This is a genomic window from Ochrobactrum teleogrylli, from assembly GCF_037482325.1.
GTDB classification, from domain to species: domain Bacteria; phylum Pseudomonadota; class Alphaproteobacteria; order Rhizobiales; family Rhizobiaceae; genus Brucella; species Brucella teleogrylli.
The window spans coordinates 3,374,444-3,390,572 of sequence record NZ_JBBHKQ010000001.1; the positions used below are offsets into that span (position 1 = coordinate 3,374,444).

Below are 16,129 nucleotides of genomic sequence, written 5' to 3' on the forward strand. Positions count from 1 at the left end.
GGAGCGCTTTCGGCCAAGGTCGTATAGTGCTATCGCAACACACGACAATCGGCACCCCAGTTGCATGTTGGGGTGCTTGTACCGGGAATCAATTATTGGCATGAACCAACGCCCTGCCCATGATTTGCCGCTGAGCTTGAGCGGTCGCGACGTGACTGCGGTGTTGGGGCCGACCAATACAGGCAAAACCCATCTCGCCATCGAGCGCATGCTGTCGCACGGCAGCGGCATGATTGGCCTGCCGCTGCGCCTTCTGGCGCGTGAGGTCTATAATCGTGTCGTGGAGCGGGTGGGCGTCGCCAATGTCGCGCTGGTCACGGGCGAGGAAAAGATCGTCCCGCCCACTGCGCGTTATTCCGTCTGCACCGTCGAAGCCATGCCGCGCCGCACCGATGTGGCATTCGTCGCCATCGACGAGGTGCAACTCGCGGGCGATCTGGAACGCGGGCATATTTTCACAGATCGCATTTTGCATCTGCGCGGACGGCAGGAAACACTCCTGCTCGGTGCCGCCACCATGCGCGCCATTCTGGAAAAGCTCCTGCGCGGCATCAATGTGGTGACGCGTCCGCGCCTGTCGCATCTGGCCTATGCCGGTTCCAAAAAGATCACGCGCTTGCCGAACCGTTCGGCCATCGTCGCTTTTTCCGCCGACGAGGTTTACGCCATTGCCGAGCTGATCCGTCGCCAGCGCGGCGGGGCTGCGGTGGTCATGGGGGCCTTGTCGCCGCGCACACGCAATGCGCAGGTCGAGCTTTATCAGTCCGGCGATGTGGATTTTCTGGTCGCGACCGATGCCATCGGCATGGGGCTCAATCTCGATGTCGATCATGTGGCCTTTGCGCAGAACCGCAAATTCGACGGCTATCAGTTCCGTGATCTGACGCCAGCCGAAGTGGGGCAGATTGCCGGTCGTGCCGGTCGTCATCTTCGCGATGGCACATTTGGCGTAACGGGACAGGTGCAGCCCTTCGACGATGAGATGGTCGAACGGGTGGAAGCGCATAATTTCGATCCGGTGAAAGTGCTGCAATGGCGCACGGAGCGTTTCGACTTTTCGTCGATTGAAGCCTTGCGCCGATCACTGGAAACACCAGCACCAGTCGAGGGGCTGGCCAAGGCTTTGCCGGCTGTCGACCAGCAGGCGCTTGAAAATCTGTCGAAAGACGGAGAGATTGTGCGCCTCGCGACAACACCGGCGCGGATTGAACTTTTGTGGGATGCCTGTGCACTCCCGGATTATCGTAAGATCGCACCGGCACAACACGCCGATATCATTGCGTCTATCTATCAGGATCTAGTGCGCCGAGGGAGCGTCGATGAAGATTATATGAGCGAACAGGTGCGCCGCGCCGACAGTACAGAGGGGGAAATCGACACTCTGTCGCACCGTGTGGCGCAAATTCGAACCTGGACTTTTGTGTCGCACAGGCCCGGATGGCTTGCCGATCCGACACACTGGCAGGAAAAGACGCGCGAAATAGAGGACAGATTGTCCGACGCGCTTCATGAAAGGTTGACGAAACGCTTTGTAGACCGCAGGACAAGCGTGCTTATGAGGCGCCTGAGAGAGAATGCCATGCTTGAAGCAGAAATCAGCCCGGCCGGGGACGTGAGTGTCGAAGGCCACAATGTTGGGCAACTGGAAGGATTCCGTTTCACCGCCGACGTCCAGGCCGAGGGGCCAGACGCGAAGGCGGTGAAGACGGCTGCGCAAAAGGCGCTGGCCGCCGAGTTCGATCGCCGTGCGGAGCGCTTTGCGGCTGCTCCCAACGGAGACTTCGCGCTTGGTTCGGACGGTGTGTTGCGCTGGGTCGGTGCAACCGTTGCATCTTTGGTCGCCGGTGACGACATTATGAAGCCGCGCACGGTTATCCTTGCCGACGAACAGCTCACCGGTCCTGCACGGGACAAGGTTGCTGCGCGCATCGATCGTTTCGTGGCTCACCACATCGAAACCGTTCTGAAGCCTCTGACCGATCTGGCCGGCGCCGACGCGCTGACCGGCATGACGCGCGGTCTCGCTTTCCAGATCGTTGAGAATCTCGGCATTCTCCAGCGCCGTGAGGTGGTGGAGGAAGTGCGCGGTCTCGATCAGGATTCGCGTGCGGCACTGCGTCGCCTCGGCGTGCGCTTCGGCGCCTATCACGTGTTCATGCCCATGCTGCTGAAGCCGGCTCCCGCCGGTCTCATCACGCTGCTCTGGGCCTTGAAGAACGATGGCCGCGAGCGTGCCGGTTACGGCGATGTGGTCAATGTTCTGGCCGCTGGTCGTACCTCGGTTGTGGTCGATCCGGCTTTCGATCCGATGTTCTATCGTCTGGCAGGCTATCGCGTGCTGGGCCGTCGTGCGGTTCGCATCGATATTCTGGAGCGTCTTGCCGATCTCATCCGTCCGGCTCTGGCCTGGCGTCCGGGTTCTGGTACGCGTCCGGATGGCGCTTATGACGGCGGACGTTTCATCGTCACGCCTGCCATGATGTCGATCCTCGGTGCGACCACTGAAGACATGGAAGAAATCCTGAAAAGCCTGGGCTATCGCCATGAGGCGATGGAAGCTGGCGATGTTGCCGCCAAGCTTGCGGAACTGGATGCCTTTGCTGCCGAAGCTGCCGCCAAGGATGCAGGCGCTGCCGTTTCTGCTGTTGCAGCGGAAGCGGAAAAGCCTGCCGTGCCTGCGGCGGAACCGGTGCCTGCGCCGGTTGTCGCTGTTGAAGTGAAGGCCGAAGAGACCGCACCTGTGGCGGAAGCGCCTGCTGCAGAAGCCGCTGCACCTGCCGGTGACGCGGTTGCGGAAGAGCCGAAGCCGGTTCTCCTGTGGCGTCAGGGCCGTTTCGAAGGTCGTAGCCGCAATCAGGACCAGAACAACCGTCAGCGTCATGGTGGCCAGCACAATCGCGGCCAGCAAAACGAGGCGCGCAAGTCCGAAGGCGGCGACGAGCAAAATGCGCGTGGCGGCAAGCGTTTCGACAAGAACAAGCGCCACAACCATGACGGCGAAGGTCAGGGCAAGCGCGAAGGCTTCAAGGGCAAGCCGCGTGACGGTGGCGGTCGTGATCGCCAGCCGAAGCGCGATCACGCTGCCCCCCATGGCGCGTCTAATGGCAACAAGCGTTTCGAACAGGAACGTCCGGCACGGATCGATCCCGACTCGCCGTTTGCCAAGCTGCTGGCTCTCAAGGAGCAGATGAAGAAGTAAGATGACCGGCGAACACAGCGGAAGACAGCGTATCGACAAGTGGCTGTTTTTCGCGCGCGTGGTCAAATCAAGATCGCTGGCGGCGAAACTCGCCGTCGGCGGCAAGGTCCGGGTCAACCGGGATAAGATCGAGCAGGCCGCTCATCAGGTGAAAATCGGCGATGTGCTGACCATCACGCTTGATCGCCGCATCCTCGTTTATAAAGTGCTTCTGCCCGGCGAGCGGCGTGGTCCTGCTCCGGAAGCCCAGCTTCTCTATGAAGATTTGTCGCCAGCGCCAGCCTCTTCGTCCGAGATGACGGCGGCTGCCCTACCGCAGCGCGAAAGCGGCGCGGACGCCCCACCAAGAAAGAACGCCGCGATACGGACCGTCTGCGCGGGATTTGATCTGGACGCGTTGCCGCAGCGTTGAAGACAGCTGCGATGGAAATTGCGCCGTAAAGTGTTTTGACGAAAGTGTTTTCTACGCTTAGGGGTTGAGACGAAAAGCCGTTTCTGCTGTCTGGCCTATGCTTACAATGCGGCGATTGCACCCTTGTCAGAGAGAGATAAAATCGCTACCTCACGCTGTGTCACGAAGAACATGGCGATGAAAAGGGTCGGATGATCCGGGATTGCTCCATGGGTCGTGATGTCGTGGCGAGATATTCCGTGACGCAGCCATTCCCATGGACCTGTCGAAATATCGGCGCAAATAAACAGGATAGACAAGCCTCCACTCGGGAAGAGGGGCGGTAACAGGAGTTCGACGATGACTTATGTCGTGACCGATAATTGCATTCGCTGCAAATATACGGACTGCGTCGAGGTCTGTCCGGTCGATTGCTTCTATGAAGGCGAGAACATGCTCGTCATCAATCCTGATGAATGCATCGACTGCGGCGTGTGCGAGCCTGAATGCCCTGCCGAAGCGATCAGCCCGGATACTGAGCCTGGCCTCGACAAGTGGCTGGAGCTGAATACGGAATATGCGGCGAAGTGGCCCAATATCACCGTCAAGAAAGATGCCATGCCGGAAGCCAAGGAAATGGACGGCGTCACGGGCAAGCTCGAAAACCATTTCTCCCCGGAGCCCGGCAGCGGCGACTAGGCCCAAAGGCCCGTCTATCGTCTTGTCATCGCATGTAGATTAGCTTTGCCTTTCACTTGCTTTTTCTACACGAAGGCGGCAAAAGACGAATAAAATCACGGGAAAGCACCGGCAAAACAGGTGTATTGAGTTGCCAGACGGGACATATCTGGCAATTTGTTGATTCTTTCGCGAAATTGTGTTAGCCTGCACCAATAATTTCGGTGACTGGACGTCAATTCGTGGCGCAAAAGCGTTTTTCTCAGAAAGGCTGATGTTTTTTACCGGGCTAAAATTGGCACCGGGGTGGATGATTGCGATCAAACGCAAGGTCCTGAAAAGTTGTTGGCTTCTCAGGGCGGTTTTATGCGCCGCAACACCATTCCGTTCCTGCTCCTTTTCTTGCCCGTTAGAGAAAATCTGCCGTTAGAGGCGTTTCCGGTTCATCGCATGTTGCAGTCAGATGAAAAGCATCTGACGCCGCATAAATGCGCCTAACAGCGGCTCAGAGTGCCGATCTGCTTATGAGATCGACTTGCTCTGGTGCCGACAACAGCTTCCGCGCTTCTCAGAAGTGCGGTCGGGTATCATGTGTCAACCGGCGGGTCGCGCCGGGCACAACAGGGAGTATTGAAGCGTATGTCATCCCAGCAGAAAAAATCCGCAATCCGTGGTGGTTTCAAGACCGGTGAGTCGATTGTGTATCCGGCTCATGGCGTTGGTCAGATCGTGGCGATCGAAGAGCAGGAAGTGGCTGGTCACAAGCTTGAACTTTTCGTGATCGATTTTGAAAAAGACAAGATGCGTCTGAAGGTTCCGGTCGCCAAGGCTGCAACCATCGGAATGCGCAAGCTGTCGGAAACGGATTATGTGGAGCGTGCTCTGAAGGTGGTGCAAGGTCGTGCTCGTGTGAAGCGTACCATGTGGTCGCGCCGCGCGCAGGAATATGATGCGAAGATCAATTCCGGCGATCTGATCTCGATTTCGGAAGTCGTGCGCGATCTTTTCCGCGCCGAAAACCAGCCGGAGCAGTCCTATTCGGAACGCCAGCTTTATGAAGCTGCGCTCGACCGCATGGCTCGCGAAATCGCAGCCGTCAACAAGCTGTCGGATACCGAAGCTGTCCGTCTGATCGAAGCCAATCTGGCCAAGGGTCCGAAGCGCGGCAAGGCCGATGCTGAAGCCGACCTTGAAGACGATGAAGTCGAAGCTGCATAAGTTTTGCTTTTCTTGATGTTTAAAAAGCCCGGCGAAAGCCGGGTTTTTTATTTGTGCTGTTCAAAGCGCCTCATATCATGCTGGTCGGATTATGCTGGCGGTGACGGATATTTGCTTCAAAGTGGAATTGTTTTCTCAAGCGATTGTTTACCCCAGCCGGCTTTTGTCAGCGTTGTCAGATATTTATACTTTTCGAAGGGAACCAGATCGCTTTTCGCGCGTTGTGAAAAGATACCAGTTCGTAATGGGTCTGTTTTGCGGCGTTTGAACGTGTGCCTCAAGACTGTTCCGAGAGGGCGTTCTGAACGACTTATGTAAGTGTTCAATTGTTCTTCGTGTAACTGGCATATCCTTCAGCCTGGCGTCCAGAAGGGTGCCAGTTCAGAACAGGAGAACCAGATGAAGCCGTCATCAATAAGCAGTTCTTCCGCAGTTCCCGCACCTCGCATGCTTCCGGCTGCGCGTAATCTCCCAACGCCAGCCTCATCCTCCCAATCCATGATCCGCAGCGCAATGTCGGCTCCTTATCTGGAGCGCGAAGAGGAGCGGGCTCTCGCCATTCGCTGGAAAGAATTGAAAGACCAGGATGCCCTGCATCGCATCACATCCGCGCATATGCGCCTTGTGATTTCCATGGCCGGGCGTTTTCGCAAGTTCAAGCTGCCGATGAATGATCTCATTCAGGAAGGCTATGTCGGTCTTCTGGAGGCCGCCGCCCGTTTCGACCCGGACCGGGAGGTGCGCTTCTCGACCTATGCTTCCTGGTGGATCCGCGCATCCATGCAGGACTATATTCTGCGCAACTGGTCCATCGTTCGCGGGGGCACGAGCTCGGCCCAGAAAGCCTTGTTCTTCAACCTTCGCCGTCTGCGCTCGAAACTTGCCCAGGCTGACGACAGCATGACCAAGGCCGAAATCTATCGCGAGATTTCGGATCAGCTTGGCGTTTCGGCGACCGATGTGGAGTTTATGGACAGTCGCCTGTCCGGGCCTGACAGCTCACTGTCCGCTCCGGTCAACAATGATGAGTCCGGGGCTTCGCGGCGCATGGACTTTCTGGTCGACGATCATCCGCTTCAGGATGAAGTTGCCGAAAGCTCCATCGATATGGAACGCCGGAACCAGTGGCTGCATGTGGCGCTGCACTCGCTCAATGAGCGCGAGCTGCACATCATCCGCGAGCGGCGTCTGGACGATGATGGCGTGACACTGGAGGCGCTGGGCGAAAAGCTCGGTATTTCAAAGGAACGTGTGCGCCAGATCGAAAGCCGCGCGCTGGAAAAGCTCAAGATTGCTCTGCTCAGCCAGCATGAACTGGCAGCCTATCAGGCTTGAGAAGAGGATAAATCAGGCAACGCCAGAAAAGGGGCGGTTCGACCGCCCTTTCTTTTGAGGTCAGGACTTGTCGCCTTCGAGGCGGTTTGTCCAATCTTCGACCTTGCGGTTTTCCAGACGGCGGACAGCATAGCGCTTCCAGCTATCAGCCAGATGCGGGATATTGGCCATGAGCGCCAGCTCGTCGTAATTCAGCATATCAACATAAAGCAGATGCCAGACGCGGTGCAGCGACCATTCCGGTGAAAGACGGTCGACCAGCACTATGCTGTCGCCAGTCTCCGCTTCCCCTTCTTCCAGGACGCGATAATACCAGCCGGTACGTCCGGTCTTCTGGACGCGGATTGCCATGTCCGGCGTTTCGAAACGCGCATTAAGCTTCCAGCAGGGCTGACGTCCTTGCGACACTTCGACCAGCGCGGTTCCGAAACGGAAACGGTCGCCAACAGCGACATTGTGTTCATCGAGGCCGGTGGTGGAAATATTCTCGCCAAAAGCGCCTGCTGCGCCGAGGCGGTGATTGTCGCCGATATCCTTGCGCCACAGGGCGTAATGATCGCGTGGATAATGATGCAGCGCCTTTTCCGGCCCGCCATGCACCTTGCGGTCGCCTTGCTTATCGCAATCCAGCCCGACCGATGTGACACGGACCTTGCCGGTGACGGGGCGCTTGTCGATGGCGCTTGGCGTGCGCGGACCGAGCGGAGCGATCTGGCCTGCAAGCAAGGCGTCGATGCGGGTTTCCATGTTACTCACTGATGATTTTCACACGGTCGCCGACCGAGACGGTGGCGCCGGCTGGCATAGCGTTGAGCAGGCGGAACAGTTCCAGCTTGCGCGTGGTGCCCTGAACCCGTGACGAAAGGCTCGCCATGGTGTCACCCGGCTTCACCGTCACAACGCGGATGCGCAGCGGCTTGATGGCGTTCTGCTCGGCAGGTGTCAGAAGACGGAAGGACTGCGTCACCGTCTGCGAGGCCGGAAGCAGCGCGGTGCTGCCCTTTGGCGCGGCGGTGAGGAAACGATAGACCTTGTCGTTTGCGCCAATCACCACGATGTCGAACTGCCAGCGGTCGGCAGCGGCACGTGCAGTTGCGGCTGGCAATCCATTGACGGTGGTTGACTGAATGGAGCTTTCATCCAGCCCCGTGACCCAGCCCGATTTGATATAATCGGTGAGGCTGGAACCGGATGGCAGGGATGCGCCGTCAAACCGGATCGCCACTTCGCCCGGACCGCTCGCCATGACCGCGGTGGCGGAATTGTCGATGGTGAAGCCGTCAGGCGCGCGGAACGTTACGCCGAGCTTCGGATGGATGAAGGTCTGTTCGCGAATATAGCCCTCATTGGGCGAGTCGCCGTAAAGCAGCCCGTCAATGCCATTGAGGAACGAATCACGGTCGGTTGTACCGACGCCCGGCGCGCCGATACGCCGGGCATGGCCGAGCGCCAGTTCGATGCGTTGCGGCGTTGCGGGATGGCTCGCGAGGAAGTCGAGGCTGGCATCGGTCGCGCCCGATACGGAACGGAAACCGGTATAGGCTTCCATCGACTGCAGGAAACGGGCCGAGGCGAATGGATCATACCCCGCTTCGCCGATCATCTTGATGCCGATGGCATCGGCTTGCAGTTCCTGATTGCGCGAGAACTGGGCAAGCCGCAGCTTGCCGCGAATGAGCGCTTCACGGCTGGCGGATTCATTATGCAGCACTTCGCTGGCCACGCGACCGGCGATCTCTGTCTCCGCTTCCTTCTCCTGCCGCAAAATGCCGTGATTGGCGACGACATGGCCCATCTCATGGGCGATCACGGCTGCGACTTCCGAGGAATCATTGGCGAGCGCCAGCAGTCCGCGCGTCACATAGAGATAGCCGCCGGGCAGGGCAAAGGCGTTGATGTTGGGCGAATCGAGAATGGTGATGCGGTAGGTCTGCTCCGGCTTGTCGGAAACGGTCGTGAGCTTCCCCACGATCTTCGCAACCATGCGCTCCAGCCGCTGGTCCTTATATTCGCCGCCATAGGTGGCGAGGATGCGCGGATGCTGTTGCGCGCCGATCTGCGCCAGCTTGTCGTTGCGCGTCACATTATCGACCGTCACCGGATTGTCCGATGGCTGCAAGCCGAGATCCTTGCTGGAATTGATCGACTGGCAGCCGGAAATCAGGGCGACAGCAAACAAGCCAAAGCCAATGGCTGCTTTCCGCCAATTGCGCTGCGCCCGTTCTGGCAGGGAGACTGGAAGACACAGGGAGGCCCGGATACGGGTCTTGTGACGGAACAGTATTTTATCCTCGCGATTCATAGATCATCAGGTCGTCCGCAAATCTAGTCACAGACCAGCAGACGTACAAGCGGCCCAATAGAGTTGAATACGGTTCTTCCGGGCGGATTGCGAACAAAATATGTCCGCACCCGTAACTCTATTTGAGATTTACCCGCGCTTGTCACCGATATAGCGCCGCAGCGCTTCAGGTCCAGTCTCCGACAGGAGGTCGCGAGCGTGGCCTTGCGCCGCAACCGCACCATTTTCGATGAACAGCAATTGCGCATCGAGATAGAGCGCATCTTCCGGCGTGTGCGTAACCATCAGCACAGTCATGCCGGTTTCGCGGCGCAATTCATTGACGAGATCGAGCATCTGATGGCGCAATGCTGGCCCAAGCGATGCAAAGGCCTCGTCCAGCAGCAGCACCGGGCGTTCGCGAACAAGTGCGCGGGCAATCGCCACACGCTGGCGTTCGCCACCGGACAGGGCTTCCGGCTTGCGCTGCTCCTTGTCCTTGAGGCCGACGCGGGTCAGCGCTTCGGCGATGGCTGCGCGGTCACTATCCGTCAGTTTCAGGTTTGGTGCGCGACCAAGGCCGATATTTTGCGCCACGGTGAGATGGGCAAACAGGTTGTTTTCCTGAAACACCATCGAAACCGGGCGCTCTGGCGGCGGCAGCCGGGTCACATCGACACCGCTGATGGCAATGGTGCCGGATGAGGGCGTCTCAAAACCGGCAATGAGGTTCAGAAGCGTGGATTTGCCGGAGCCGCTTGGGCCCACAATGGCCGCAATGGCGCCGCCCGCGATCGTCAGGTCGAAGCGCATTGCGGTTTCGCCATAGCTGAAGCGCACGTCGGTAAGGCGGATGTCGGCGGATGCAGTCATGCGTTGGAATTCACTTTCCGGGGTATGGCAGCACGGTCGGCAAGCATCATCAGACCAAGGCAGAGAAGCCCCAGAATGAGCGCCAGACCGGCGGCATCGAATGTGCGGTAACTGCCCATGCGCTGCAAGAGAAGATAGGGCAGGGTCATCAGCGCATCGCTGCCGAACAGTGCGATTGTGCCAAGGTCGCCGATGGAAAGCGCCATGGCGAAAGCGAAGGCCATGCCGAAAGGCTTGCGGATCGACGGCCAGTCGATGAGCCGCAGCCGGTTGAAGCCCCGAATACCAAGCTGGGCGCAAAGCCGGTTGTGGCGCGCTGCTGCCGTATCCCAGGCAGGGCGCAGCAGGCGAACGGCAAAAGGCATGGCCATGGCCGCGTTGACCGTCACCACCATCACCGGCGCAATTGTGAAGGGATCGGTGATGTGGCGAAGCAGGATGAACCATCCTGCACCGATCACGATGGGCGGCATGACGAGAATGAGGCTCGCGCCCGTATCGAACAGGCTGGCTATCCGGTTGCTCCTGACCGCTTCCCGCGCTGAAACCAGCGCCAATGAAAGGATAACCGACAAAGTGGCGGCGGAAAAGCCGAGCGCAAGGCTGGTGCCAATTGCGCGCCAGACGGTCTCTTCGCTGAGCAGGCGGGCGAGGTCGGCAGCGAGGCCAGACACGACCACGCCGGCAATCGGCAAGGCGACATAAAGAAAGCCGATGAGAATGGCGACGATGTTGAACAGGCGTTCGCCCCCGGAAGGTCTGCCGTAGCGGCGTGGTGTTGCCGTGTGGGTAAAGCCTTCTTCGGAAGGACGGCCGGTCAGACGCAAGGCCAGCAGGATCAACAAGGTCAGGCCGAGCTGGGTGGCGGTGAGCGCAACCGCACGCGCCGGGTCGAAATCGAAATGCAGGCTTTGATAGATCGCCACTTCCAGCGTTGTGGCGCGCGGGCCACCGCCGAGCGTCAGCACGGTGGTGAAGCTCGTCACGCAGAGCATGAAGATCAACCCCGCCATACCGGGCAGGCTGCGGCGGATGACGGGCCACTCGATCAGCCGGAAACGGGCGCGGTTGCCCATGCCAAGCTGGGCCGCGAGTTTCCAGTAATCGGCGGGTATCGATTCATAGGCGGCGAGGATGAGCCGCACTGCCAGCGGCATGTTGAAGAACACATGCGCGATCAAAATGCCGGTAATGCCATAGATATCCGGCTGGAAAGGGTATCCCACAGTGTCTGATATATGGGCGATGAGGCCGTTGCGGCCATAAATACTGGTCACACCCAGCACAGCGACGAGGGCAGGCAGTGCGAGCGGCAGAGCGAAAAGCCGCAGGATAAGGCCGCGTCCGGGAAAATGCGCTTCCGAATGGAGGGCGCGGGCAACGGGGATCGCGAAGGCGACCGAAAGCAGGCTGGATGCGATGGCTTGTGTGATGGTGAAACGGGCGGTTCGCCAGAGATAGGCATCGAAATTTGCGGCGGCATCGAAGCCGCCGCTGGCCTCAAAGGCAAGTGCGACGAGCGCACCACCGGCCAGCACGGCAAGGAAAGCCAACGCCAAAGCCCCCGCGATGGGTTTCATCGCGGGGGTGGGGTGCGTAGCTTTGCTTGCCGGAGCGTTTATCATTTGCTGGTGGCTGCCAGCCATTCATCGACCCAGGCCTTGCGGTTCTTCGCAACCTCGTCGGATGGAATGAGCAGGGTCTTTTCCGGTTTCGGCAAAGCGTCGAATGCGGCGGGCAACGGCGTCGAGGTCTTGCCTGCCGGGAACATCCAGTTGGTTTCGGGAATCACATCCTGAAAGCCGGGGCCGGTCATGAAGGAGAGGAATTTCTGCGCCAGCGGGTTCTTGGCGCCGGTCGTCGTCTGGGCGGCCAGTTCGATCTGCAGATAATTGCCTTCCGGAAAGGCCAACGCCTTGTAGCGATCCGTCTTCTCCGCGATGACATGATAGGCGGGCGAACTGGTATAAGAGAGTACCATCGGCGCTTCACCCTTGGTGAAGAGACCATAGGCTTCCGACCAGCCCGGCGTGACGGTGAGAATGCGCTTTTGCAGCTTCTGCCAGGCGTCGTCCGCCTGATCGCCATAGACGGACTTAATCCACAACAGCATGCCGAGGCCGGGCGTCGAGGTGCGCGGGTCCTGAAGCACGAGCTTCTGCGACGGGTCGCCTTCGACCAGTTCTTTCAGGCTCTTGGGCGGATTGGGCAGCTTTTCCGAATCATAGACGACGGCGAAATAGCCATAGTCATAGGGTACGAAAATATCGTCCTTGAAGCCGCCCGGCACGCTGACATTGCCAAGATCGATGCCGCTTGGCGCAAAGTAGCCGCTGGCGCGCGCTTCCGTGGTCAGATTGGTGTCGAGACCCAGCACGATATCGGCCTTGGTGTTGCCGCCTTCAAGCTTCAGCCGGTTGAGCAGCGCTACGCCATCGGCGGAAGCAACCCAGTTGATCTCGCAGTCGCAATCCTTCTCGAAGCTTTCCTTCACCTTGGGACCGGGGCCCCATTCGGAAATGAAACTGTCATAGGTGTAGATGGTGAGCTTGTCTTTCGCCTGCGCTGCGGGCGTAAGGCTTACCGCTGCCGCGAAAGAGAAGGCCAGCAAAGATAACAGCCGCATAACGGCACGTCCTTTCATCAAGTTAAAAGGATATAGCGCCGCTTGGGTTCAGGAACACAATCATCACCGAAAGGTTGGAACTTGAAGCTGCAACTTTTCGGGATCGTGCCGCAGAGCAGCATCTAATCCCTCCGCCGGTGCAAACCGGATCAGGTTCGGCGGGTTGGCTTTTTGAAAAGCCTCTCAGCCATCTGCTTGCGCCGATGGCACCCCGTTAGAGCGTTGCGACATTAATATGTCAGGCCGTGAAGGGCAAGAGAGGCAAAACCATCGACAAGTCGGGCACAACGGACTTCCGGCTACGATTCGCCCATGATATGAGCGACTTATGAGCACATTCGTCATCCTTCTCGGCGGCGATCTCGCCGTAACCGAACGGCTGCGGCAGCAGATAGCTGGCGCGCGCATTCTTGCCGCCGACGGCGGCATTCGTCATGCGGCGGCATTGGGCGTCGAGCCAGAACTTTGGCTTGGCGATTTCGATTCGACGCCACAAGCGCTCGTTGAACAATATGCGCATGTGCCGCAAAAGACATTTCCCCGCGCCAAGGACATGACGGACGGCGAACTGGCTTTCGAGGAAGCGTTTGCCCGTGGCGCAACGCGCGCCATTTTGTGCGGCGCTTTCGGCGGACAGCGCACCGATCACACGCTTCTGCATCTCACCATGGCGACGGCGCAGGCGGAAAAGGGGCGGAACGTCTTTCTTTCCAGCGGTGCGGAAGAAGCCTGGCCGGTGACATCCGGCGAATTTGCCTATGATTTTCCAGATGGTACGCTGTTCAGCGTCATCAGTTTCTCGGCTTTGGACGGACTTTCAATCACAAATGCCGAGTGGCCGTTAGACAACGTGACCTTGCCTTTTGGTTCTTCGTGGACTGTTTCCAATATAGTGCGTGGAACACTTCGTATTACTGTGCGTTCTGGCTTAGCGATACTTGTCGCAAACTTAAGTTCTGAACACGCCAACAGTGTGCCGCTAACCTTACCGATTGAAAAGGCTTGACGCTCGATAGCGAAACGTATTTCAAATGCAGCAAGCGGGTAAATTCGCTAACGCCGAAATTGGGGACGCAAAATCGGCACCTGAAATGTCAACTTTGACAGGAGATTGTTTGATGAAATCACGTCTTTCCATGATTGCGGTTGCCGGGGTGCTCGCTTTGTCAACAGCAGCCTGCACGACCAACGAACAGCGTACGGCTGGTTACGGCGTTGGCGGTGCAGCAATCGGCGCTCTCGCCGGTGGTGCAATTGGCGGCAATGGCCGTGGCGCTCTCACGGGTGCAGCGATCGGCGCTGTCGCCGGTACGCTGGTGGGCGCTGCCCAGTCGCGCAATGGCGTGCAGTACTGCCGCTATCGTGACAATTACGGCCGCATCTACGAAGCGCGTTGCCAATAAGTTCGCGCCACTAAGCTCGGCAAGCTCGCAGAGCTTGAGCCAGCTTAGGCTTGAAAACCAATCACGGCAGGCCGGGGAAACCCGGCCTGTTTGTTTTTCATGCCTCTTTCCTATCGATCCATTTGACAGAACGGCTTTTGTCGCGGACAAGCAGGGCGGAATTTCAAAGCCCATCGCGCGAACCGCCCAGAAAGCCTCAGAAGAACCATGGCACCACCGCTCCTTCGTCTAGACCAGATCAAGCTCACCTTCGGCGGCACGCCGCTTCTGGAGGATGCGAGCCTTTCGGTGAGCGAGGGCGACCGCATCGCGCTGGTCGGGCGCAATGGTTCTGGCAAATCCACGTTGTTGAAGATCGCCGCAGGCATGGTCGAGCCGACCTCGGGCGAAGTGTTCAAGCATCCGGGCGCGACCATTCGCTATCTGCCGCAGGTGCCGGACATGGACGGTTTTGCCAGCGTGCGCGCCTATGTCGAAGCAGGGCTCGGACCGACCGACGATCCGCATCGCGTGACCTATCTTTTGGAGCATCTGGGCCTGACCGGCGAAGAAAATCCGGATCATCTTTCAGGTGGCGAAGCGCGCCGCGCAGCGCTGGCGCGTGTGATCGCGCCGCAGCCTGATGTGCTTTTGCTGGACGAGCCGACCAACCATCTCGATCTGACGACGATCGAATGGCTGGAAGGCGAGTTGCGCCAGATCCGTTCGGCTATCGTTCTGATCTCGCATGACCGTCGCTTTCTGGAAAATGTCAGCCGCGCGACCGTCTGGCTTGACCGTGGTATCACACGCCGTCTGGAGCAGGGATTCGGTCATTTCGAGGAATGGCGCGACAAGGTTCTGGAAGAGGAAGAGCGCGATCATCACAAGCTTGGCCGCCAGATTGCCCGTGAAGAGCACTGGCTGCGCTATGGCGTGACGGCGCGCCGCAAGCGCAATATGCGCCGCCTTGGCGAACTGCATTCCATGCGCGCCGATTTCCGCAACCACCGCAAGGCGCAAGGCACGGCGGTTCTGACCGCCAGTGATTCCAAGGAATCCGGCAAGCTGGTGATCGAGGCCAAGGGGCTGAACAAGGCCTATGGCGACCGCGTGCTGGTCAAGGATTTTTCGACCCGCGTGCAGCGGGGCGACCGGATCGGTCTGGTTGGACCGAACGGTGCCGGAAAAACCACGCTGCTTTCGCTTCTGACTGACAAACTTGCGCCGGATTCCGGTACGCTTCGGCTGGGCGTCAATCTGGAAATGGCCGAGCTTGACCAGAAGCGCGACAGTCTCAATCTGGATGAGACGCTGTCGCATTATCTGACCGATGGGCGTGGGGAGAACCTCGTCATCAATGGCGAGCAGCGCCATGTCGTTTCATACATGAAGGATTTTCTGTTCCAGCCGGAACAGGCACGCACGCCGATCCGCGAGCTTTCCGGTGGCGAAAGAGCGCGTCTGATGCTGGCCCGTGTGCTGGCCCGTCCGGCCAATCTGCTGATCCTCGACGAACCGACCAACGATCTCGACATGGAAACACTGGATCTGTTGCAGGAACTGGTGGCGGGTTTTCCGGGCACGGTTATTCTGGTCAGCCATGATCGCGATTTCCTCGACCGCACCGTGACATCGGTGATTGCGCCGGAAGGCGATGGCCGCTGGCTGGAATATGCGGGCGGCTATGCCGACATGATGGCGCAGCGCAAGGAACAGGCGCTGGAGCGTCGCAACGTGAAGACAGCGACTGCCCGCGATAAGAGCGACGACAGCGGTGACGAGGCTTCGCAGCCGAAGCGTGAGGAAAAGCGCAAACTTTCCTACAAGCAGAAATTCGCGCTGGAAACGCTGCCGGGCAAGATGGACGCCTTGGGCAAGGAAATCACCGTGCTCGAAGGCAAACTTGCCGATCCGCAGCTTTATGCCAAGGACCCGACGCTATTTGCTAAGACTGCCGATCTTTTGGAAAAGAAGCGCAGTGAGAACGCGGCCATGGAAGAAGAGTGGCTGGAACTCGAAATGCTGCGCGAGGAGATTGAAGGTTAATCGAACCTGCCGATATGTCGACGAGGATGGTCTGCAAATGGCAATTTGCGACGCTTCCGGTGCTCACGTACATTGAGTACGCTGCGCTCCGGGTCTC

General features: G+C 58.8%; 13 protein-coding genes, 1 pseudogene and 1 riboswitch. Of the genes and pseudogenes, 8 read left to right on the top strand and 6 right to left on the bottom strand.

Annotated features, from left to right (window positions below; genetic code table 11):
- Positions 1 to 100 precede the first annotated feature (100 nt).
- Entirely contained in the window at positions 101 to 3,199 is a 3,099-nt protein-coding gene (locus WIX40_RS15745; protein WP_339440583.1) for a helicase-related protein, read from the top strand.
- A 1-nt stretch (position 3,200) separates the two neighbouring features.
- A pseudogene (locus tag WIX40_RS15750) lies at positions 3,201 to 3,586 on the top strand (RNA-binding S4 domain-containing protein).
- A gap of 126 nt (positions 3,587 to 3,712) precedes the next feature.
- Here WIX40_RS15750 and WIX40_RS15755 read toward each other — a convergent pair.
- On the bottom strand, positions 3,713 to 3,910 hold the full coding sequence (locus WIX40_RS15755) for a hypothetical protein (RefSeq protein ID WP_124915889.1): 198 nt from the start codon (positions 3,908 to 3,910) through the stop codon (positions 3,713 to 3,715).
- Between the two features lie 40 nt (positions 3,911 to 3,950).
- On the opposite strand from WIX40_RS15755, the gene fdxA reads away from it, so the two are divergent.
- From fdxA to WIX40_RS15770, 3 genes are all read left to right on the top strand, one after another.
- Positions 3,951 to 4,289 carry a ferredoxin FdxA gene (gene fdxA / locus WIX40_RS15760; protein ID WP_109369791.1) on the top strand — a complete coding sequence of 113 codons (339 nt, stop codon included), beginning with the start codon at positions 3,951 to 3,953 and terminating at the stop codon, positions 4,287 to 4,289.
- A gap of 618 nt (positions 4,290 to 4,907) precedes the next feature.
- The gene (locus WIX40_RS15765; RefSeq protein ID WP_109369790.1) at positions 4,908 to 5,486 is read left to right on the top strand and encodes a CarD family transcriptional regulator; all 579 of its coding nucleotides are present in this window, start codon (positions 4,908 to 4,910) and stop codon (positions 5,484 to 5,486) included.
- Between the two features lie 399 nt (positions 5,487 to 5,885).
- Positions 5,886 to 6,821 carry an RNA polymerase factor sigma-32 gene (locus WIX40_RS15770; protein WP_121538603.1) on the top strand — a complete coding sequence of 312 codons (936 nt, stop codon included), beginning with the start codon at positions 5,886 to 5,888 and terminating at the stop codon, positions 6,819 to 6,821.
- A gap of 60 nt (positions 6,822 to 6,881) precedes the next feature.
- Here the strand turns inward: WIX40_RS15770 and WIX40_RS15775 are convergent, their stop codons facing one another.
- The 5 genes from WIX40_RS15775 to thiB form a co-directional block, all read right to left on the bottom strand.
- Positions 6,882 to 7,568, bottom strand: a complete 687-nt coding sequence (locus WIX40_RS15775; RefSeq protein ID WP_339441062.1) for an MOSC domain-containing protein — start codon at positions 7,566 to 7,568, stop codon at positions 6,882 to 6,884.
- Between the two features lies 1 nt (position 7,569).
- Complete coding sequence (gene cdlP, locus WIX40_RS15780; protein WP_109370315.1) at positions 7,570 to 9,000, bottom strand: cell division protease CdlP; 1,431 nt, start codon at positions 8,998 to 9,000, stop codon at positions 7,570 to 7,572.
- Between the two features lie 252 nt (positions 9,001 to 9,252).
- Complete coding sequence (gene thiQ, locus WIX40_RS15785) at positions 9,253 to 9,975, bottom strand: thiamine ABC transporter ATP-binding protein (protein ID WP_339440585.1); 723 nt, start codon at positions 9,973 to 9,975, stop codon at positions 9,253 to 9,255.
- Positions 9,972 to 11,621, bottom strand: coding sequence for a thiamine/thiamine pyrophosphate ABC transporter permease ThiP (gene thiP / locus WIX40_RS15790; protein WP_371834135.1), 1,650 nt, complete (start codon positions 11,619 to 11,621; stop codon positions 9,972 to 9,974). The genes thiQ and thiP overlap by 4 nt, the downstream gene beginning before the upstream one ends.
- The gene (gene thiB, locus WIX40_RS15795) at positions 11,597 to 12,601 is read right to left on the bottom strand and encodes a thiamine ABC transporter substrate binding subunit (RefSeq protein WP_339440588.1); all 1,005 of its coding nucleotides are present in this window, start codon (positions 12,599 to 12,601) and stop codon (positions 11,597 to 11,599) included. Before thiB ends, thiP begins: the two co-directional genes overlap by 25 nt.
- A 109-nt stretch (positions 12,602 to 12,710) precedes the next feature.
- Positions 12,711 to 12,825: riboswitch (TPP riboswitch) on the bottom strand.
- A 104-nt stretch (positions 12,826 to 12,929) separates the two neighbouring features.
- Between thiB and WIX40_RS15800 the strand changes: the two genes are divergently transcribed.
- From WIX40_RS15800 to WIX40_RS15810, 3 genes are all read left to right on the top strand, one after another.
- Positions 12,930 to 13,607, top strand: coding sequence for a thiamine diphosphokinase (locus WIX40_RS15800; protein WP_339440590.1), 678 nt, complete (start codon positions 12,930 to 12,932; stop codon positions 13,605 to 13,607).
- A gap of 112 nt (positions 13,608 to 13,719) precedes the next feature.
- Positions 13,720 to 14,004: a YMGG-like glycine zipper-containing protein gene (locus WIX40_RS15805; protein WP_109369783.1), complete on the top strand. Its 285-nt coding sequence runs from the start codon at positions 13,720 to 13,722 to the stop codon at positions 14,002 to 14,004.
- Between the two features lie 207 nt (positions 14,005 to 14,211).
- Positions 14,212 to 16,032 carry an ABC-F family ATP-binding cassette domain-containing protein gene (locus WIX40_RS15810; protein ID WP_109369782.1) on the top strand — a complete coding sequence of 607 codons (1,821 nt, stop codon included), beginning with the start codon at positions 14,212 to 14,214 and terminating at the stop codon, positions 16,030 to 16,032.
- The last annotated feature ends 97 nt before the right edge of the window (positions 16,033 to 16,129 follow it).